General features: G+C 69.4%; 19 protein-coding genes. 6 read left to right on the top strand and 13 right to left on the bottom strand.

Annotation, left to right across the window (positions count from 1 at the left end; translation table 11 throughout):
- The first annotated feature begins 6 nt into the window (after positions 1 to 6).
- Positions 7 to 336: a PadR family transcriptional regulator gene (locus E1267_RS19225; protein ID WP_132333957.1), complete on the top strand. Its 330-nt coding sequence runs from the start codon at positions 7 to 9 to the stop codon at positions 334 to 336.
- A complete protein-coding gene (locus E1267_RS19220; RefSeq protein ID WP_132333956.1) occupies positions 333 to 1,199 on the top strand; it encodes a hypothetical protein in 867 nt (288 codons plus the stop codon). Before E1267_RS19225 ends, E1267_RS19220 begins: the two co-directional genes overlap by 4 nt.
- On the opposite strand, the gene E1267_RS19215 is transcribed toward E1267_RS19220, so the two are convergent.
- The 4 genes from E1267_RS19215 to E1267_RS19200 all read right to left on the bottom strand — a co-directional run bounded on the left by E1267_RS19215 (position 1,186) and on the right by E1267_RS19200 (position 6,344).
- Entirely contained in the window at positions 1,186 to 1,785 is a 600-nt protein-coding gene (locus E1267_RS19215) for a TetR/AcrR family transcriptional regulator (RefSeq protein WP_220449571.1), read from the bottom strand. The two genes, E1267_RS19220 and E1267_RS19215, sit on opposite strands and share 14 nt — an antisense overlap.
- Position 1,786: 1 nt before the next feature.
- Positions 1,787 to 4,189: a PEP/pyruvate-binding domain-containing protein gene (locus E1267_RS19210; protein WP_132333954.1), complete on the bottom strand. Its 2,403-nt coding sequence runs from the start codon at positions 4,187 to 4,189 to the stop codon at positions 1,787 to 1,789.
- Positions 4,190 to 4,340: 151 nt separating this feature from the next.
- Positions 4,341 to 5,738 carry an MFS transporter gene (locus tag E1267_RS19205; RefSeq protein WP_132333953.1) on the bottom strand — a complete coding sequence of 466 codons (1,398 nt, stop codon included), beginning with the start codon at positions 5,736 to 5,738 and terminating at the stop codon, positions 4,341 to 4,343.
- Between the two features lie 255 nt (positions 5,739 to 5,993).
- The gene (locus E1267_RS19200; protein ID WP_132333952.1) at positions 5,994 to 6,344 is read right to left on the bottom strand and encodes a winged helix-turn-helix transcriptional regulator; all 351 of its coding nucleotides are present in this window, start codon (positions 6,342 to 6,344) and stop codon (positions 5,994 to 5,996) included.
- Between the two features lie 48 nt (positions 6,345 to 6,392).
- On the opposite strand from E1267_RS19200, the gene E1267_RS19195 reads away from it, so the two are divergent.
- Positions 6,393 to 6,827, top strand: a complete 435-nt coding sequence (locus E1267_RS19195; RefSeq protein WP_132333951.1) for a TIGR03618 family F420-dependent PPOX class oxidoreductase — start codon at positions 6,393 to 6,395, stop codon at positions 6,825 to 6,827.
- A 79-nt stretch (positions 6,828 to 6,906) separates the two neighbouring features.
- On the opposite strand, the gene E1267_RS19190 is transcribed toward E1267_RS19195, so the two are convergent.
- The 4 genes from E1267_RS19190 to E1267_RS19175 are packed head-to-tail and all read right to left on the bottom strand — an operon-like array spanning position 6,907 to position 11,276.
- Complete coding sequence (locus E1267_RS19190) at positions 6,907 to 7,653, bottom strand: Mut7-C RNAse domain-containing protein (RefSeq protein WP_132333950.1); 747 nt, start codon at positions 7,651 to 7,653, stop codon at positions 6,907 to 6,909.
- 22 nt (positions 7,654 to 7,675) lie between these two features.
- Positions 7,676 to 9,949 carry a glycoside hydrolase family 6 protein gene (locus E1267_RS19185; protein ID WP_132333949.1) on the bottom strand — a complete coding sequence of 758 codons (2,274 nt, stop codon included), beginning with the start codon at positions 9,947 to 9,949 and terminating at the stop codon, positions 7,676 to 7,678.
- 17 nt (positions 9,950 to 9,966) lie between these two features.
- Positions 9,967 to 10,980: a GNAT family N-acetyltransferase gene (locus E1267_RS19180; RefSeq protein WP_132333948.1), complete on the bottom strand. Its 1,014-nt coding sequence runs from the start codon at positions 10,978 to 10,980 to the stop codon at positions 9,967 to 9,969.
- A gap of 50 nt (positions 10,981 to 11,030) precedes the next feature.
- Positions 11,031 to 11,276 carry a DUF2630 family protein gene (locus tag E1267_RS19175; RefSeq protein WP_132333947.1) on the bottom strand — a complete coding sequence of 82 codons (246 nt, stop codon included), beginning with the start codon at positions 11,274 to 11,276 and terminating at the stop codon, positions 11,031 to 11,033.
- A 38-nt stretch (positions 11,277 to 11,314) separates the two neighbouring features.
- Here E1267_RS19175 and ddaH point away from each other — a divergent pair, with 38 nt between their 5' ends.
- Both ddaH and leuA read left to right on the top strand, forming a co-directional pair.
- On the top strand, positions 11,315 to 12,061 hold the full coding sequence (gene ddaH, locus E1267_RS19170; RefSeq protein ID WP_132333946.1) for a dimethylargininase: 747 nt from the start codon (positions 11,315 to 11,317) through the stop codon (positions 12,059 to 12,061).
- Between the two features lie 327 nt (positions 12,062 to 12,388).
- Positions 12,389 to 14,092 (top strand): 2-isopropylmalate synthase, encoded by a 1,704-nt coding sequence (leuA, locus tag E1267_RS19165; protein WP_132333945.1) that lies wholly within the window; start codon positions 12,389 to 12,391, stop codon positions 14,090 to 14,092.
- Positions 14,093 to 14,251: 159 nt separating this feature from the next.
- Here the strand turns inward: leuA and E1267_RS47305 are convergent, their stop codons facing one another.
- The 3 genes from E1267_RS47305 to E1267_RS19155 all read right to left on the bottom strand — a co-directional run bounded on the left by E1267_RS47305 (position 14,252) and on the right by E1267_RS19155 (position 17,282).
- The gene (locus tag E1267_RS47305) at positions 14,252 to 14,374 is read right to left on the bottom strand and encodes a hypothetical protein (protein WP_281283659.1); all 123 of its coding nucleotides are present in this window, start codon (positions 14,372 to 14,374) and stop codon (positions 14,252 to 14,254) included.
- A gap of 464 nt (positions 14,375 to 14,838) precedes the next feature.
- Positions 14,839 to 17,043 (bottom strand): hypothetical protein, encoded by a 2,205-nt coding sequence (locus E1267_RS19160; RefSeq protein ID WP_132333944.1) that lies wholly within the window; start codon positions 17,041 to 17,043, stop codon positions 14,839 to 14,841.
- Positions 17,040 to 17,282: a hypothetical protein gene (locus E1267_RS19155; RefSeq protein WP_132333943.1), complete on the bottom strand. Its 243-nt coding sequence runs from the start codon at positions 17,280 to 17,282 to the stop codon at positions 17,040 to 17,042. The genes E1267_RS19160 and E1267_RS19155 overlap by 4 nt, the downstream gene beginning before the upstream one ends.
- A 521-nt stretch (positions 17,283 to 17,803) precedes the next feature.
- Here E1267_RS19155 and E1267_RS19150 point away from each other — a divergent pair.
- Entirely contained in the window at positions 17,804 to 18,073 is a 270-nt protein-coding gene (locus E1267_RS19150) for a hypothetical protein (protein ID WP_132333942.1), read from the top strand.
- Positions 18,074 to 18,181: 108 nt separating this feature from the next.
- Here E1267_RS19150 and E1267_RS19145 read toward each other — a convergent pair whose 3' ends face one another.
- A complete protein-coding gene (locus E1267_RS19145) occupies positions 18,182 to 18,394 on the bottom strand; it encodes a DUF397 domain-containing protein (protein ID WP_132333941.1) in 213 nt (70 codons plus the stop codon).
- A gap of 255 nt (positions 18,395 to 18,649) precedes the next feature.
- Positions 18,650 to 19,084, bottom strand: a complete 435-nt coding sequence (locus tag E1267_RS19140) for a methyltransferase domain-containing protein (protein ID WP_132333940.1) — start codon at positions 19,082 to 19,084, stop codon at positions 18,650 to 18,652.
- Positions 19,085 to 19,270: the final 186 nt, after the last annotated feature.

Genomic DNA, 19,270 nt, shown 5'->3' with positions numbered 1-19,270 from the left:
GACTACATGGCACGGAAGACATCCGAGCTCGGCCGCTTCACCGACGTGGCGCTGCTGGTGCTCATCAGCCTGGCCGAAGGGCAGAAACACGGCTACCGGATGATCCACGACATCGAGAAGTTCTCGGGCACCGCGCTGGAGCCCGGCACGCTCTACGGCGCGCTGATGCGGCTGGAGGAGCGCGCGTGGATCGAAGCGGTCGAGACGGCCGAGCGGCGCAAGCCGTACCGGATCACGGAAAGGGGGCGCGAGGCGCTGCGGGAGCAGCTCGCCACGCTGCGGCGCATCGAGCAGGCGGGCGCACGGCGCACCGCGACCGTCTGGGGGACGACATGATCCTGCGCGTCATCGCCAGGTCGATGGTGAGCCTCTATCCGCACGCGTGGCGGCAGCGCTACGGCGACGAGGTCGCCGACCTGGTCGCCTCCCGGCCGGTGCGCGTGCGCACGGTGCTCGACCTGATCGGGGGCGCGGCCGACGCGTGGCTCCACCACCGGCGCATCCCGGGACGGCGGCCGTTCCGCGTTCCCGCCACCGCCGTCCTGTACGTCCTGGGCGCCGCTCTGTGGTTCCTGTGGAATCCGAGTACCCGCGACCGGCAGAGCCTGCACCGCGCCTGGGCCGAGGCCACCGACATGGGGACGCTCGCCCAGACGCTGCAGGGCATGGCGACGTCGTTGTTCGCCACGGCGGGCGTCATGGGAGCACTGGCGATGACGCCGGTCGTGCTCGCCGCCCGCGGCGCCATGGACGACCCCGTGCATGGGCTCGTGACGCGTGAGAGGGCTCGGCGCGTGGTCACGACGGCGCTCTCCGTCGCCGTCCCCATCGTGCTGCTGGGCTACCTCTCCTACGCGACGGCCTCGGCCGGGCCTCTTGGCGACGCGATGACGGGCGGCTTCTTCGTCCCGGGCGTCCTGGCGTTGTCGTTGCCCGTGTTCACGGTGGCGGCGGAGGTTCCCTCGCTGACGTCCGAGGCCGGGACCGGCGCCAAGGTGCTCGCGGTGGCGGCCATCGTCACCGCGCTGGCCTGGTTGCCCGTCGCGGCTCTGACGCTGCTCGGTCTGGCGCAGGCGCCGTGGACGTTCGCGGCGGCGGTCACCGTGAGCGCGCTGGTCAGCGTCTGCATGGCCGGGCTGGCCGCGCGGCACGCGCTCAGGCGGAGCCGGACCGTGACAAGCCCGCTCACCGCCGTTTGAGCAGCGGCACCAGCACCTCGTCCACGATCTCGACCACGAGGCTGTCCGGGATGGGCGTGCCCTGGAAGAGGAAATGGTGCCGTAGCAGCGCCTGCCCGGTGTCGAGCCGTCGAGGGGTGACGTCGCGGGGATCGACCTCGCCCCGCTCGACGGCCCGGCGGACGACCTCCTCCATCATCTTCCTCCCGACGCCCTGCGTGCTCCTGCGCATGGCGCTCAGCGGCGACTCGCTGCGCAGCGCCTCACCGAGCAGGCCGCGCATCGCCTCGCCGGCCGGGCCCGACAACGCCTGCGCCGTACGGCTCAGCATCGCCACCAGGTCGTCGCGGAGGTTGCCGGTGTCGGGCGAGGACTCCGGGGTGGGCAGCGAGCTGTAGACCGCCTCCATCACCAGCTCGATGCGGGAGGGCCAGCGCCGGTAGAGCGAGGCCTTGCTGGCCCTCGCCCGCTCGGCGACCCGTTCCATGGTCAGCCCGGTGTAGCCGACCTCGGCCAGCTCGTCGAGCGTCGCCTGGTAGATGGCCGCGTGGAGCGCCTCTCCCCGGCGCCGCGGCAGCTTGCGGTGGTCGGTGACCATGACACGCATCTTAGGTAACGCGGGCGACCGTGCCCGCGCCGCCGTCGACGGTGACGATGTCGCCGTCCTGGAGCACCGACGTGCCCGTGCCCGTGCCCATGACGGCCGGGATGCCGTACTCCCTGGCCACGATCGCCGCGTGCGAGCCCGCGCCGCCCGTGTCGACGACCACGGCCGCCGCCTGCTGGAAGAGCGGCGTCCACGAGGGGTTCGTGTACGGGCAGACGAGCACGTCGCCGCCCTTCAGCTTGCCGAAGTCGGCCGGCTCCCTGATCAGCTTCACCGGCCCGGTCGCGACGCCGCCGCTCGCGGGCGACCCGGTGAGCAGCGCGTCGCCCGTCGCGCGGGACGGGAAGACCGCGGCCGGGTCGATCAGCCGCACACCGGACAGCTCCTCCCGCTTGGCCGCCCGCGCCCTGACCTTCTCGCGCAGCCGCTCCCTGTCGTCCACGGACAGCGCGGTGACGTCCCCGATCGCTTCGAGCTCCTCCAGCCGCAGGTGGAAGACGTCCTCGGGCCGGTCGAGCACCCACACGTCGGCCAGGCGGCGGCCGATCTCCACCAGCGACCTGCGCAGGACGGGCTGCGGCAGCGTGAAGGAGAAGTGGCTGTCCTCGCGGAAGGCGACGCCCGCGCGGGCCGCCGCCACCCAGCGCCGCACCCGGGCGCGGCGGCGCTCGGAACGCAGGCGCGGGTGACGGAGCAGGCGGTCGAGCGCGTCCTCGCCCTCCTTCTTCCCGGGTGGGGCGCCGGCCAGCGCCCTGACCAGGCCGAGCACGGCCTCAGGAGCGTCCGCCCAGGTCGGCGGGGTGACGAGGATGGGGCTCGACGTCTCCCGGTGACCGTACTCGGCGAGGAACTTCCGCAACTCGCCCTCGAACTCGGCCGGCAACGGGTCCGCGTCGAGCGCTCCGGTGCGCCTGGCCACCCGCGCGAGCCGCTCCAGCGCCTCGTTGGCGTCGGTGGTACGGGTACGCGCCCCGTACAGCAGGTCGCCGAACAGCTCGCGGCGGCCCAGCAGCCGGACCGCCATCAGCAGCCGCAGCAGCGCGAGCCCCGAGCCCGGCAGGTAGTCCATGCGCAGGCCGGCCACCGGCTGCACGACGTCGAGCACCTCCCTCGGCACGCGGACCAGCCGCTCCCACGGCATCGACCCGAGATCGCGCGAGGCCAGCTCCCTGGCCCGGTGGAGATAGTCGAGGTAGCGCGGGTCCTCGGTCCAGCGGGCGGGGTCGTACCGTCTGGCCCTGGCGAGGAGCCGGAACGGGGTGAGCAACATCCTCGGCGTCGGATGCGGTTTCGGCGGCACGAGCTGGTAGACGACCCCGTCCTCCTCGCGCAGGAAGTTCTCGAACGCGCCCCGGATCCCGAACGAGGACGTGATCTTGCGCATGAGCGCGGCCGGGCCGTACGGCAGCCAGGTCGTCACGTCGATCGGGTACGGCCGCTCAGGGAGGTATTCGAGCAGAACGGTCACCAGCCGGCGCTGGATCGGGTTGAGCTTCCCGACCGGTGGCGGCGGCAGCGCGGTCATCGGCCGCGCCTGCAGCAGGTGCACCCGGCCGCCCGCGTAGGCCCACTCGATGTCCTGGGGGCGCCCGAAGTGCGCGGCGACGTCCCGGCCGAGCCGGGCCAGTTCCTCCACCACCGCATCGGGCAGCCGCTCGGCGGCGTCCGCCGCGCCGGTCTCGCGGCTGACGCCGCCGCCGGAGGTACCCCGGATGACCACCTCGCGGCGGCCCGGAGTGAAGTCGACGTTCCCAGAGGCGCCGACCACATAGTGGTCGGGCGTGACGAGCCCGGAGACGACGGCCTCCCCGAGGCCGCTGCTGGCGTCGATGACGAGTTGCGCGCGGTCGCCGGTGACGGGGTTCGCGGTGAACATGACCCCGGCCGTCTCGGCCTCCACCATGCTCTGCACCACCACCGCGATCCGCACCCCTGAACCGTCGATGGCCAACCTCGCACGGTAGGCCTTCGCGCGATCGGTCCACAACGAACCCCAGCAGCGGCGCACGGCGTCGAACAGCGCCTCCTCGCCGACCACGTTGAGGTAGGTGTCCTGCTGACCGGCGAACGCGGCCCCCGGCAGGTCCTCGGCGGTGGCACTGGAGCGCACGGCGACGGGCCCGCCGCCGAGACCGGCGTAGGCGTCGGCGATCGCCTCCGCCAGGTCGGCGGCCAGTTCGGCTCGCTCGAAGTACTCGCGCGTGTCATGGCCCTGCGCGACCAGCCCGTACGCGTGGGTGGTGACGACGAAACCACCCGGCACCGGCAGGCCCTTCCTGACCAGCTCCCCCAGGTTCGCGCCCTTGCCGCCGGCCACGGCCAGATCGTCATGGCCGAAGGCGTCCAGGGGTGCGACGAGGCTTCGGGGCGCTTCCCGGCTTTCACGGTCTCTCTCGGCTTTCACGTCATCTCCTCGTCATCCACTCCGGACCGGCGACCACGACATGTGCTTCCGGCGTACGGCCGCGGCGCGGTCACCACCGCTCCTCGCCTTCCATCACCCGTTCTCCTCGCATTCACGAATCTCTCGCCATGGGCGCCCCGGTCCTCAGCGCTCACTGCCGGTTCCCGGCGTCCACCGCTTCGTCCTCGGTGTGGGCGGTGGTGCGCAGTGGCCGCGCCGGCAGCGCGAGCGCGAGCACGAACGCCACCACCAGCAGCGGCGCCATGGCCGCGAACACCGGCGGCACGGCGGCGGTGAAGGCTTCGCGCACACCGGCGGGCAGGGCCGCCGGATCGGTGGCGGCGATGCCGGACCTCATGGTGATCAGGGCCCCTACCAGCGCGACCCCGGCCGAGGCGCCGATCTGGCGCAGGAACGTCACCGACGAGGTGGCGGTGCCGAGGTCGGCGTACTCCACGGCGTTCTGCGCGGCCAGCACCATGGTCTGCATGACGAGCCCGACGCCCAGCCCGGTCAGCAGCATGGCCAGGGCGAGCCCGAGCGCCGAGCCGCCGGCCAGACCGATCAGCCCGAGTCCGGCCGCCGCCACGGCCGTGCCGGCGACAGGGTAGGCCTTGTACTTCCCGGTCCGCGTGATCAGCCGGCCGGACACGATGGTCGTGACCAGCACGCCGCCCATCAGTGCGGTCACCAGCAGCCCCGCCTGCGTGGCGCTGGTGCCCGTGGCGATCTGCAGGTAGGCCGGCATGTACGTGATCGTCCCGAACAGCGCGAACCCGAGGAGCAGGCTGATCGCCACGGGGATCGCGAAGGCCCGGTCACGGAAGAGCCGCAACGGCAGGATCGGGTCCTTGGCGTACCGGGTGCTGACCAGCCAGGCCACCAGCCCGGCAGCGGCCACGACCAGGTATACGGGGTCGCGTGTCTGCCCCACCATGACCACGCCGACCACGGCGACGGCCAGGGTGAGCGCGCCCGCAACGTCGAGCGGCGCCCGCGTACGGGGCTTCGGCAGCCGCAACGTGACGCTCAGCACGATCAGGGCGATCAGGCCGAGCGGTGGGTAGATGGCGAAGATCCACCGCCAGCTCAGCCGGTCGATGAACAGCCCGCCGATCAGCGGTCCACCCACGGCGGCCACGACGTAGGCGGCTCCGATGAAGCCGAGATAGCGGCCCCTTTCGCGCGGGCTGACGATCTCGCCGACGATGGCCTGGGCGCCGATCACGAGCCCGCCACCGCCCAGCCCCTGCAGGGCGCGGAAGGCGATGAACTGCGGCATCGAGGTGGCCAGCGCGCACAGCACGGCTCCGGCCACGAACACCACGATGGCCACCTGCATGGCGGGCTTGCGGCCGTACCTGTCGCCGAGCTTGCCGTAGACAGGCATGACCACGGTGGCGGCGACGAGGTAGGCGGTGACGACGACCGGCATCTGGTCGAGCCCGCCCAGGCTGCCCGCCACGGCCGGGAGCGCGGGCGCCATGATCGTCTGGTCGAGCGCGCCCAGCAGCATTGTCAGAATGAGGCCCGACAACACGAAGCCCATGACATCGCCCCCTAGAGAACGTATCGTTCTCTAACCACCATAGACCTCACCCATTGAGAACGAAACGTTTTCTAAACAGCCGGCTCCGGGCCATCACTCTGTGCAGGCCGCCGGGCTTCCCTGGACGCACGCCAGGACCGGGCCCGCGGCACGGCCCACCGCAGGCCACCGCATGTCCGGAACGCATCACGCCACCCTTGCGAGAGGACGACCGCCGCCGCCGGCGACCTCGCGGACGACCTCACGGCCACGTGCCTAAGTGGCGGCCAGGACGGCGTCGCCGTTCTCCTCGGCCCACCGCGTGAGCATGGCGATCGGCTCGGTCAGGGTCGTGCCGAGTTCGGTGAGGTCGTACTCGACCCGTGGCGGCACCTCGGCATGGGCCTCCCTGCTGACCAGCCCGTACCGCTGGAGCCGCCGAAGCGTCTGGGTGAGCATCTTCTTGGAGATCCCGCCGATCAGATCGACCCGTTCGCCGTGCCGGCGTGGTCCGCGGCTGAGCGCGTACAACACCACGACCGACCACTTGTCCGCGATCACCTCGACCGCCAGCCGGGCGGGGCAGTCAGCGAGAAAAACGTCGCCATAGCCGGGAAAGTCACCCATGGTTCCCAGGGTACCCAGCGGTTCCCCTCGGCTTCCTACATTGGGATCATGACTGAGCAGAAGCTGCCGGCGTGCGCGCACAGATTGTTCGAAACCGACCGCTACGCCACTTTCGTCACCGTCAACCCCGACGGCTCGCCCCAGGTCAGCCTCATGTGGGTGTCACAGGATGGGGACGACCTGGTGTTCGGCGTCGAAGCCCACCGGGTCAAGGTCCGCAACCTGTGGTCGAATCCGCGGGTCACGGTGCTCGTCGAGGACGACAGGAACTCTCCGGAGGGGCTGCGACAGCACCTCGTCGTACGCGGCACCGTGACCTTCGAAGGCCCCGGCATTCCTGACAGGTTCGCCACCTTCATGGACCGGCAGGCACAGCGCTACCTCGGCACCGGCTATCCCTTCGCCAACCGAACCTCGCCGACCGCACTGATCGGCCGCATCAAGGTGGAGCGGGTGTCGGGCATCGGCCCCTGGGCCGCCTGACGGGCGGCCGGGCCGCGAGCTCTCGGGGCCGTGCCGGCGCGATGCGGCGGATCGGCCGGCCGGCGTCCTCACCGTCGCGTCATGACGCCCAGGCTCGTGCCGTGCGTACGATCTCCTCCAGGTGCCCGCTGTGCGCGCCGTGCCAGTAGACCTGGCCGCACTCCCCGCACCGGCCGTACGCGTCGTAGCTGCGCCGCGTGCCGGCCGCCAGCAGCGGCTCGACCTCGACCTTGTCGACCTGCTCCAGCTCGCCGTTGCACGCCGTGCAGCGGGTCCACGGGCGCAGCGGCGGCGCGAAGCGCTCCAGCAGGTCACGGAGCTGGTCGGCGGGGCGCGAGCCGCGGACGTACGCGCCCAGCCACAACGCGCGGCGGCGCAGCAGGCCGCGGTCCTGCGTCAGCAGCACCCGGCGTTCCTCGTTCGCCTGCACCACCAGCTCCGGGTCGTCCATGTCGTTGTGGTAGGCGGTGTCGACGCCGAGCAGCCGCAACCGCCGCGCCAGCGTCCCCAGGTGCACGTCCAGCAGGAACCGTGGCTCCTCGGGCAACTGCTGCGGGCGCGGCACCGGGTGCACCTCCACCACGTCGCCCGGCGCGGGCTGGTAGGACGGCGGCACGCCACGATCGCCGGCCAGGATCAGCGGGCCCACCTCCGTCAGCGGGATGCCGATGGACTCGACGTGGTGCCCCAGCGTGGAGGTGCCGTCGGGAGCCACCTCCTGCCACTCGCGTCGCCGGCTCACTGGCAGGAACATCCTCAGCTCAGAGGCGATGCGCAAGCGTGCAGTCACATCCCCATTGTGGAGGACCGGACCGCGGGAGTTCATGCTGATATCTCCCGGCGCGGGCTCACCGGAGTGGCGGATTCGCGTTCTTCGCCCGCTCCAGCGCCAGGTCGGCCCACCACTCACCGAGCTCCGGGGACACGACGCCGCGCTCGGGATCCTTCTCCCCGTCGGTGTCGCGCCTGCACCGGCCGCCCGACGTGCCCGGCCGCGCGATCCACAGGTACGCGTCGACCAGTTCCTCGCCCGTTGCCGTGGTGGGCCGCGGGCCGACGCCCCTGCCCGGAGGGTTGCACCACACCTGCGGGTCGTCGTACTTCTTCGCCGGCTCCCACGAACCCTGGCCGTTCCTGGCCGTGTCGACCACGAAGTGCGGCATCCTCGACCGGTCGACCGGCACGTCCTTCGGGCACGCGTCGCGGCCTGTGCTCAGCTGGACGCTGACGCAGGCCGACAGCGCCTTGCCGTACTCGACGCTCTCGTCCGTACGCTCGAATCCGGCGGTGTTGACGAAGAACCCGTCCGCCTCCTCAATCCCCGCCGCGATCAGCCGCCGCGCCATGACGTCGGTCCCCGGCCAGAAGTCCTGGCTGCCGTCGAGGTAGACCGCCGTGCGGGGGTTGGACTTGAGGCTGCGTACGGCCTGCCGGAGGTCCCGGTAACGCTGGTCGGGGGAGCCGTCCTTGTCGCACTTCTCCGTCCCCGGCAGCTTGACCAGGCTCGACGGCTCCAGGATGACCACCGCCCCGGCCTGGCCGATCTGGTGGGCGACGCCCTTGATCCACTCCTGGTACGCGGCCGGCTCCGCCGGCTCGACCGGCAGGCAGTCGCCGCCCGGCAGGCGGTTGACCAGGAACACCGGGACGCCTCCCCGCCCGCCCGCCGCCCTGATCGTTTCGTCGATCTTCGACCTGACCTCGGGCCGGCCGAGGCGGATGGCATGGGGGACCGCGGCCAGCCTGCTCATCAGCTCCGCGTCCGCGGGGCGCTCCTTCGTCCACAGAGCCGCCTGCCTGCTCGCGCCCGGCTCGGGAGGAGAGTAGAACGAGACCTCGGACCGGGCCCTGAGCGGGTTCTCCCGGGCCTGTCGCGTCGCGCCGGCGTCGTTGCGTGCGGGGGTGGAGCCGGTGCCCGCGCTGCCCTGATCACGCCACATGAGCGCCGCCGACACCCCGGCCACCGCCACGATCACAGCCGACGCGGCCGCCACCACCTTGCGCTGCCTGCCCGCCGCCGGCCTGTGCCGGGGCTCACCGCCTTCTCCGCCCGCGGGAACGTCCGGCGGTTCGTGGTCTCCCGGATGGTGCGGCCCTCCGGCGCCGTCACCGGCGCGTCCGCCGGGGCCGGTCGTCCCCGTGGTGGCACCCGGGCCGGTCGTCCCTGTGGTGGCACCCGGGCCGGTCGTCCCTGTGGTGGCACCCGGGCCGGTTCCCGAAGTGGCACCCGAGCCTGTCGTTCCCGCGGTGACGCCCTGAGCGGTCGGCCGCCCGCCTCCTGCGCCTCCCGGCAGCGCCGTACCGCCCGCGGAGGCGCCGCTGCCCGGCATGTCCGAGGCGCTGAGGCGGTCCATCAGGTCCTGGGCCGTGGGACGCAGCGCCGGATTCTTCGTCAGCGACGCCACCACCAGCTCCCGCAGCGGCCCCGTGAGCCCGCGCAGGTCGGGGGTCTCGTTGACGATGCGCAGCAGGACCGTCGGCACCGAACCCGACCCGAACGGCGGCACGCCCCCGGCGGCGAAGGCGACCGTACAGCCCCACGAGAAGATGTCCGACGCCGGCCCGATAGTGGCGCCCGACACCTGCTCGGGCGACATGTACGACGGCGTCCCCACGATCGCGCTGCTCACCTCCGCGTCCGCGAGCTGCGCGATGCCGAAGTCGATGACCTTCAGCCCCACCTGCGACAGCAGCACGTTCGACGGCTTGAGGTCGCGATGCACCACCCCGGCCCCGTGGATGGCGCGCAGGGCCATGGCCATCGAGGCGGCCAGCCCGTCGAGAGCCGAGCCCCTGAGCGGCCCCGAGGACCGCACGACGTCACCGAGGCTCGGCCCCTCGACGTGTTCGGTGACCAGGTAGGCCACGTCGCCCTCGACGTCGGCGTCGAGGACGGGAGCGGTGCAGAAACGGGCGACCCGCTTGGCGGCCGACACCTCGCGGGCGAAACGGCGCCGGAAGCCGGGGTCCGCGTCCATCCTGGCGTGGATCAGCTTGACGGCCACCCGCGTGCCGTCAGGTGCGCGGCCCAGGTAGACGACGCCCATGCCGCCCTCACCCAGCCGACCCAGGAGGGTGTACGGGCCCACCTGCCTGGGGTCTCCGTCTCTCAGCGCCTCCATGGTCACAGACGGTCAGGTTAGCCCTCGTACGCCCCAGGTTCCACGCGCGCCTGGACCTCCATACGCCACTGGTTCCATTCGTCGAACAGCTCGAACCCCATGGCCTCGTTGATGGCGAGCATGTGTCTGTTGCCGGTGGCGTTCCAGGTGAGGATGCGTTCGACGTGCGGCTCGCGCTCGCGCAACCACAGCAGGTTGCCCACCTTGAGCAGCAGGCCCAGGCGGTGGCCGCGGTGCGCGCCGAGCACCGTCGTGTCGGCCTGGCCCGCCCAACCGTCGGAGCGGTCGCCGTTGACGTAGATGCGCGTGTAACCCGCGGGGGCGCCGTCGCTGTCGCGGCGGGCGATCGAGGTGTAGCAGGTCTGGCCACCGGGGACGATGCCCTCCTCCCGGTGGCGTACGCGCTCCGGGCTGAAGATTCCGTCCTCGACGCCGCTGTCGCGCGGGGCGTCGTTCATGCCGTCCATCAGGGTGGCGAGATCGGGCACCAGCTCGGCACCCGCCGGTCCCTCGAACCGTTCGACGTGGTAGCCGTCGACCTCGGGGATCATGCGTTCGAGCGCCGCCCAGTCCGCCCTGCGCAGGTCGAGCACGCGGCGGGCCTCGGCGAGCGCCACCTCCATGCCGCGGGCCCGCGCGAAACGGGCGCCGGCGCCGGTGACGGGCGTCTCCGCGAGCAGCAGCCGCCTGCCGTGGTGACGCAGGCGGCCGAGCACGTGCGCGAACAACTCCGTCCCGAGCCCGCGCCGCTGGCGTTCAGGGTGGACGGCGAGCGCGGAGATCACCCCGAGGTGAGCGTTGTCGACCAGCGGGAGCGACAGGCCGTAGCCGGCCACGACCTTACCGTCCTCGACGGCCACCCAGGCCTCGGCCCGCCTGCCCAGGTCGGGGGTGCACAAATCCCGGTGGAAGCGGGCGAGCCGCGGCAGAGGGCCGCGGTGGTCGGCCGCGGCGGCGGCCACGTAGGCGTCGTACAGGCCCGCGACCAGGTCGTCCGGCTGGTCGTCGAGATCGATCGGCTGGATCCGCATGAGGTCAGCCAAGCGCACCCGCCGCAGCCGGGCGACAGGTTTTCCGCCGCCTACTGGCGGTAGTTCTCCACCTCGCGGACCGGCCTGGCCGCGGCGTCGTCGGGGTCCTCACCCGCGTTACGCCTGGCCCGGCGCTGCCTGAGCAGGTCCCAGCACTGGTTGAGGGCCGTCTCCAGCTCCTTGACGCGCGCGTGCTCCTCGTCGGTGGTCACCTCGCCCGCGGCCAGCTTGTCGCGGAGCGTGTGCTCCTCGCTGACCAGAGCGCTGATCCTGGTGAGAATCTCGTCGTCCCGCATGCCCAAGACTCTAATCACCTCGTGATAGAAGACGCCCTATGCCTGGTATTGCGCTGGTAAGAAAGCCCGGTCCCCGAATCGCCGAAGGAATCGTCACCCACATCGAACGCGAACCCGTGGACCACCGGCGGGCCCTCGCCCAGCATGACGCGTACGTCGAGGCCCTGGCGGACGCCGGGTGGCGGCCCGTCCACGTGCCGCCCGCCGACGATCTGCCCGACGCGCCCTTCGTGGAGGACGCCGTGGTGGTGTCGGGGCGGCTGGCGGTGCTGACCAGGCCGGGTGCGCCGGAGCGGCGGCCGGAGGTGGACTCCGTGGCGGCGGCCGTACACGACCTCGGGCTGACGGTGGTCAGGATCGCCGAGCCGGGCACGCTCGAAGGCGGCGACGTGCTGCAGACCGGCGACACCCTGTACGCCGGCAGGTCCGTGCGCTCCAACGACCAGGGCATCGCCCAGTTGGCCGCCCTCCTTCCCGAACGCGAGGTCGTGCCCGTGACCATGCGGGGCGTGCTGCACCTGAAGTCCGGGGTGACCGCGCTGCCCGACGGGACCCTCATCGGCGATCCCCGCCACGTGGACCTGCCCGGGCTGCTCGTGCCGGAGGAGGAGCCGGGCGCGCACGTGGTGCCGCTCGGGGACGACCGCGTCCTGCTGGCCGCGTCGGCGCCGCGTACCGCCGCCATGCTCGAACAGCGCGGACTCGCCGTGACGACCGTCGACATCTCCGAGTACGAGAAACTCGAAGGCTGCGTGACCTGCCTCAGCGTCCTCATCCCCGACTGAGCATCGGCCCTGGCCGAGCTGTGGGCCCGCCCTCGGACCGACCCGAGATCCGAATTCTGAACCCCGGCGGATTCCTGGGCCCGCCTCCGGATCGACCCGAACTCCGAACCCCGGCCACCCCTGGGCCCTACCCGGCTCGGCCTCGACCCGCTTCTCAGGATCTGGGACCCGGGACGGCGCATGGCGAGACGTCTGGTAGCGTTCCTGTCATGCTGCGCGGCCTCCTGCTTAGCTGCCGCGGCGGGGGCCTCTAAGGCCGGCTCCCTCGCCGCGGAGCCTGTCGTGCGCGTCGGCCGCTCTCTTCCGTCCGACTCAGGAGCAGCAGTCATGACCGCTCAGCAGCCCAGCACCATGCCGATCCATCGTTACCAACCGTTCGAGCCCGTTCGCCTGCGCGACCGCACCTGGCCCGACCAGGTCATCACCAAAGCGCCCCGCTGGTGCGCGGTGGACCTTCGCGACGGCAACCAGGCCCTGATCGACCCGATGGACCCGCACCGCAAGCTCCAGATGTTCGAGCTGCTGGTACGCATGGGCTACAAGGAGATCGAGGTGGGCTTTCCGGCCGCCTCGCAGACCGACTTCGACTTCATCCGGCAGATCATCGAAGAGGGCCACGTCCCTGACGACGTGGTCATCCAGGTGCTGACCCAGGCCAGGCCCGAGCTGATCGAGCGCACCTTCGAGTCGATCGAGGGCGCCAAGCAGGCCATCGTCCACCTGTACAACTCGACCTCCACCCTTCAGCGGCGCGTGGTCTTCGGCCAGGACAAAGACGGCATCACCGCCATCGCGGTCGAGGGCGCCAAACTGGTGAAGAAGCTCGCCGACGCCACCGACGTCGACGTGCGCTTCCAGTACTCCCCGGAGTCGTTCACCGGCACCGAGCTCGAATACGCCGTCGAGGTGTGCGACGCCGTCACCGAAGTGTGGCAGCCCACCCCCGACCGCAAGGCCATCATGAACCTGCCGGCCACCGTCGAGATGGCCACGCCCAACGTCTACGCCGACCAGATCGAGTGGATGCACCGCAACCTCAAGCGCCGCGACTCGATCATCCTGTCGCTCCACCCGCACAACGACCGCGGCAGCGCCGTGGCCGCCGCCGAACTGGGCTACATGGCGGGCGCCGACCGCATCGAAGGCTGCCTGTTCGGCAACGGCGAACGCACCGGCAACGTCTGCCTGGTCACCCTGGGCATGAACCTGTTCTCCCAGGGCGTCGACCCCGAGATCGACTTCAGCGACATCGACGAGGTCCGCCGCGTCACCGAATACTGCAACCAGCTGCCCGTCCACCCCCGCCACCCGTGGGGCGGCGAACTCGTCTACACCGCCTTCTCCGGCTCCCACCAGGACGCCATCAAGAAGGGCTTCGAACACCTCGAGAAGGACGCCGTGGCCGCGGGCGTGCCGGTCGACGACCACACGTGGGCCGTCCCCTACCTGCCGATCGACCCGAAGGACATCGGCCGCACCTACGAGGCCGTCATCCGGGTCAACAGCCAGTCGGGCAAGGGCGGGGTCGCCTACATCATGAAGGCCGACCACCAGCTCGACCTGCCGCGCCGGCTGCAGATCGAGTTCTCCAAGGTCGTACAGGCCCGCACCGACACCGAGGGCGGCGAGATCAGCCCGGCCGCCATGTACGACGTCTTCCGCGACGAATACCTGCCCAACCCCGCCAACCGGTGGGGCCGGCTCAGCCTCCTCGCCCACCGCCACGAGTCCACCGAAGAACACGACCGCATCAGCGCCGACATCCGCCTCGACGGCGAGATCCGCGAGGTGACCGGCACGGGCAACGGCCCCATCTCCGCCTTCATCGACGCTCTGGCCCAGGTCGGCATGGGGGCGCGCGTGCTCGACTACGTGGAGCACGCGATGAGCGCGGGCACCGACGCCAAGGCCGCCTCATACCTGGAGTGCGACGTGGACGGGCAGGTGCTGTGGGGCGTGGGCATCGACGCCAACGCGACGACGGCCTCCCTCAAGGCCATCATCTCCGCCGTCAACCGCGCCTTCCGCTGACCCTTCCGCCGACCTCGAATCCTCACCGCCGGGGCCTCGTACGGACCTGCGAGGCCCCTGGCACATAGTCGGCCGGGCGCCCACAAGGCCGCCCACCGCTCCCCCACTCGACCGCACTCCCGGCCCTTGGGGTCCGCGTCGAGTGGGCTCCGTGCTTTTCTAGGTGCCGGGCGTGCAGTCGTACAGCTCGCCGTAGCGTTTCTGGGCGATGCGCATGAGCTCGATCAGATCCTTGATCCCATCCCTACCATCGGCAACGCGGGCCAGGTAGATGTCAATCATCCGATCCTTCCCGCTACAGGCGAACCTCGCGCTCACTTGATAGGGCTGGTCGGCGAACACTGAATCTGGCATGTACGCGGCCATGCCCTCACCGAGACCCCTTGGCAGTGCTACGCCACCGTGCCTGCTGTAGAGCTGACGCCTGTCGTCCACTACGAACTGCAGATGTTCCTGGCTTGTCCCACCACCAACTTGGAGCCAACCGACCTCGAGCGGGCGCGGGTTCACGTCAAGAGCCCAGCAATCGCCGCTCTTCTCGTCTCCACGCGTTTTCTCCGTCAGGACTTTGGTAACGCCACTTACCAATCGGAACGCACTCTCCGGTACCAATCTGCAGACATAGGGCGACGAATCCACGATGGGGCGAGGAGGAGGTGCCGGGGAGCCCATGATATCGCTCGTCGTAGTGCAAGATGCGGCGAGCAACATAAAGGCGATTAGTGCGGCAGGTGGAACAGATGTACTCACTTGTCACCGCCGGAGGAGAGAATGTCTAGATCGAGATAGTCCTCCACGTCGCCGGTCTGCCGGAAGGAGTTATGGAAACGATCAAGAAGATCGCTTCCGCCACCCTTCTTGCGAGCCCACTCTAGAAAGTCGCTGTATTCTTTCGGATTCATCTGGCCGAAAGGTTTGATTGCGGGAGGATTTCCTATGGCGAACATTCGGCCATCCATTCGAGTGTCGTCAAGAACACCCTTGGTCAGCATCGAAGAAGCGAGCATCTGCTCGGCCAGCCTCTCCACACCCAGGCGGTTGTCCGCAAGTGTTCGGTGCGTTTCGTCCAAGCCGGGCCTGCGTTCGGACATGTGCTGCGCCACCTGCCTGGCAATCTCGTCATACGATACTCCGGCGAGCTTGTCGTATCCCTTGCCGATCAACTCCCCGAAGGCGCCGGCTGCGATTTCGCCCGCTTGCCGAGCTCCCGGCGCTGGAAGCAGTCCCAGCGCGTTGCCCACCATGGTTCTAAGAGCCTCGTCCGCCTTCTTGTCGTCCAGCCCTTGAGCGACCAGTACCTGGCGCCGGGTCTCCACGATGTGCTTGAAGGGACTAGCCTCGGCCACGGTCCGGTCCGTGAGGAATTGCATGATGTCGGCCTTGTCGACCCGTCCGTCTCCGTCGAAGTCATACTCCTTGACGTCCGCCTTGGTGAAACCGAGTCGTTCGGCGTTGGAAGCGTTGAGGCCCACGGGAGGGACGGTGTCGAGTGCCGCTCGCATGTGTTCGGTCTGTGCGCGTATCAGTGCCTCGAACCCGGCGTCGTTCGAAGTGGCGAGCAGCAACGCGTACGACATATCTTGCGGCGTGACCTGGCCGAAGGTCGCGTGGTTGAGGTAGAGCCGGGAGAGCTGGTCGATGTTGGCTGCAATCGCGCGGGCCAGGGGGTAGCTCAGGGCCGTATAACGATCAAGAAGGTCCCGGTTCCTGATTTCCAGGTTGCCGCTGTCGGCCTTGCCGAAGGCGCCTCTTACCTCGGTGGAAAGGATTTTCGTCAGGTCGGCTGCCAGCTTCTGGGATGTGGCGTCCTGGCCGGTGGTGGCGGTCACGAGCAGGTCGTTGAACGGTGCGTGGTCCTTCGTGTGGAGGGCGGCTTCCCAGCGGGTCGTCAGCAGGTAGTCCAGGACGGATTTCTTCCATCCGGGCGGAGTGTGGTTCAGCAAGGCATGGGAGGCTTCCCGGCTGGACTTCGCCGCGTGGAACAGGTCGTCGATCACGGACGATTGGGCCTTGGCGCCCGGAGCGCCCGCATGGGTCGCGGGTCTCAGCAGGGTGCCGAGGCCGAGCGCGCCGGCCAAGTCGATGATGGGGAGTTGGGTGCCCGCGAAGACACGGCTCAGTGGCTCCTTGCTCACCGCCCATTCGTCCTTGCGCTGCTCGTACTCGTAGACGATCACGTCGCGTCCGACGGTTTCCATGAACTCCTTCGAGTACGGTGGCTTCCCCTCGTGGGCTCGCCAGATGAGCGCCTGGGCCTGGTAGCCGGAGTACGTCGTGCCACCCGTCTTGTGCTGGGCCCGGCCCTGCTGCACCAGTTGCTGGAGGAAACCGGCGCCCGCGTACGCCGGATTCTTCGGATTCGTTCCTCTAGCCAGAGCGGCGCTCAGCAAGCGCAGCGCCTTGCTGCCACCGCTAGCGAGCTGAGCGACGCGTTCGGCGTCGCCGTGGGCTCTGGCGTCGCGCAGTTGGGCGGCGAGCGAGCCGGGGAGCCGCGTCAGGCCCTGGGCACCCAGAGTGCCGAGGAAAGCCTTGACGAACTCAGCATCCCCTCCGCTCGACGCGTATTTCTCCAGCTCGGCCAGCGCTTTGGCGTCACCGTCCGCGGCCTTCAGCGCCGCACGGCCGGCGAGCGTGCCGTCCAGCAGCCCTTTGGCCGCCTCCAGACCGTCGGGCATCTCGAGGAAGCTGCCGGCGGGCGTGCTCCGGCCGAAAGTGATCCTCTGCCGTTGGAGCTCGTGGACGAGTTTCTGCCGCCGCCGTAGATCTTCGGCCTGTGTGGTGACTCGTCCGGCCAACTGCCGCAGCCGCGCTGCCGGTGACGTGTCGAGCCCCGCGCTCCGAAGTTCACCGTGCAGAGCCTGAGCCAGTTCTTCCAGCCGCCTGGCTGCCTCGGTGTGTTTGCTCGTCATCGTGTCGAAATCGGGCTGCTTGACTCCGGTGAACCTGGTCATGGCTTGTCCGGGATGGACGCCAGCTTCTGGTTCGCGCTGTGGACGGCCTGCCTGAGCAGGTCGCGCAGTTCGCGCTGGTCGGCGTGAAGCTGGGCGTCGAACCGGCCGCCCGTCGGCCCCACCCACGCATCCTTCTCCATCAGGCGGCAGGAGGGATCGAGCGACCACCAGTGCTCGTCGGACAGCCGCTGGATCCGCTGCGCCACGGCACGCATCGCCTCGCGATCGAGGTCAGCCACGTTGATCCCCTCACACGGTTCGCTGCGCCGGAACAGGTCAGGAGGTGGCGCGTCGCCCACATCACCGCACGGTAATCAACAGCACATCAACAAAACAAGTTGAACCACGGTGAAAGGTATGGTGCGTTCGAGGTTTGCCCGCAGATAGGTGTATCGGTATGGCTGATGACAGTTTCGCTTCAGAGTGTGGCGATGTGCGGAGTCATCGTACGATTCGGCCAATGTGCGACATGCCATAACGTGCTGATAGGCACCCGACTTGCCTCGACCGGCACAATGGTCCTGATTCGGTGGCGGCGAAGGCAACGACTCGGTCCGCCAGGAACAGATCTCCCCAGCCGTCCGCGCTCAATTGCATTCCTGGAGGGAGAAACACGCCAGACGCCGGGAGAAAGAACCACACCCGGGCGTGGGCGCTGACCAGCATGAACGTCAATGGTATGCCACCATGCTCACCGTCAAACCTCGCACCTGACACCGGTGCGGGTTGCCATTCCCAGCTTCGTGAAGGCAGGAATGTGGTGAACGAAGAGGTACGGATCCTCGCCTTGATCACGCGTCTCCGGGCGCTCGAGGCGAGCACGCATGCCGGAGACGGCAGCTTCACGATGACCGACATCGCCCAGATGCAGGCGGATATCGCCGACATGCGGGCCGAGATGAGACACAATTTCGCGGCTCTCGGCGACGAACTCGCCGCCCTCCGCCGTCATATGGACAGCTGCTTCGCTGTCATCCGCGCCGAACTCATCCCCAGGCTCGGTGCACCCCCGTCCGAAGTGATAAACTAGCCGCCCTCCGGGAGACCAACCGGTTTCCTGGACGGCCTGCTCAGGGCGGCGAGGGAGGTTCGACGCGAATGCAGGACGAATCGGGAACTTCCCTCGTCGGACCCGTGGTCAGTCGAATTCGCCACTCTTCACGCCGCTGACGAAGGCATGCCATTCGCCTGGGGTGAAGATGAGAGCAGGGCCGGTGGGGTTCTTACTGTCACGGACACCTCGGCGTCCATGGGACAGTTCGGCCACTTCGACGCAGTTTCCACCGTTGCTGCCCGAGTGAGAGGACTTGATCCAAGTGGCTGCCCGTAGTTCCTGGGTCAGCTTGTCCATCGCCGCGTTGTCTCCTTGATCAGGTTTACGGAATCGCGCTGGGACAGCGCTTCGGAACGGATCCCTTCATATCGCAATGCTAGAGTTTTGACACTTTCTGTCCAGTCTGTTACCTGAGCGTTGGAAGCGGCTTCGACGTATGCCGGCTCTTCGAAGTCAGTCGGGGTTGGGCCATCCACGGCTTCTCGGAGTCAACCGCGCACCGGTCTTCCGACCTCGATTGGGGACGAAACCCCATGCAGCCGATCCGTCGGCTCAAGTCCGCGGGATGAGCAGTTCACGAAGCGGATCGCCACCGTCGATGAAAAGCCGGGCCTCTGCCATGGTCGCTGCGGCGATGCGCTGGAGCACCCGCTGACCAACCTCGGGATGTCGCCCGTCGAGGGCTCCAACGCGAACGGCGAACACGATGTCGTACGGCTCTTCGTGAGCCTGCAGGACGAAGTCTTCGCCCGCGACCTGGCGGACGCTCATGCGGCCGGACGTGATTTCGTCTATCGCGGCGGCTTCTGCCTGGGCGATGGCGGCAGCGGATCTGTCGATGGCCAGCATGTGGCCGGTGGTGAGTCGGGCTGCGACCGCTCGTGCGGCGGCCCCGGGCCCGCACCCGATTTCGAGGACACGCGAGTGCGGCTGAAGGGGAAGCGCATTCACGACCGCAGCGAGGCGGGGTGACAGACGTGTCGGCATGAGCGGAAGACTAAATGACGGCCGGCCTGTGCGGGTTCTTCGAATTCAGGCTCGGTTGACCTCGATGACTCACGAGGTGGCCGTCCCTCCTGATCAGTTTCGGCTGGTGAAGGTTTGTGCCTGTTCGTCCTGTTCATTGCGGGCGGGTGGCACCGCGACCTGCCCGAGACGCTCGGTGGGCGGCGG

Origin of the sequence: Nonomuraea longispora, assembly GCF_004348345.1 — a bacterium.
Classification (GTDB): Bacteria; Actinomycetota; Actinomycetes; order Streptosporangiales; family Streptosporangiaceae; genus Nonomuraea; species Nonomuraea longispora.
This window is presented reverse-complemented; position numbering and strand designations above follow the sequence as displayed.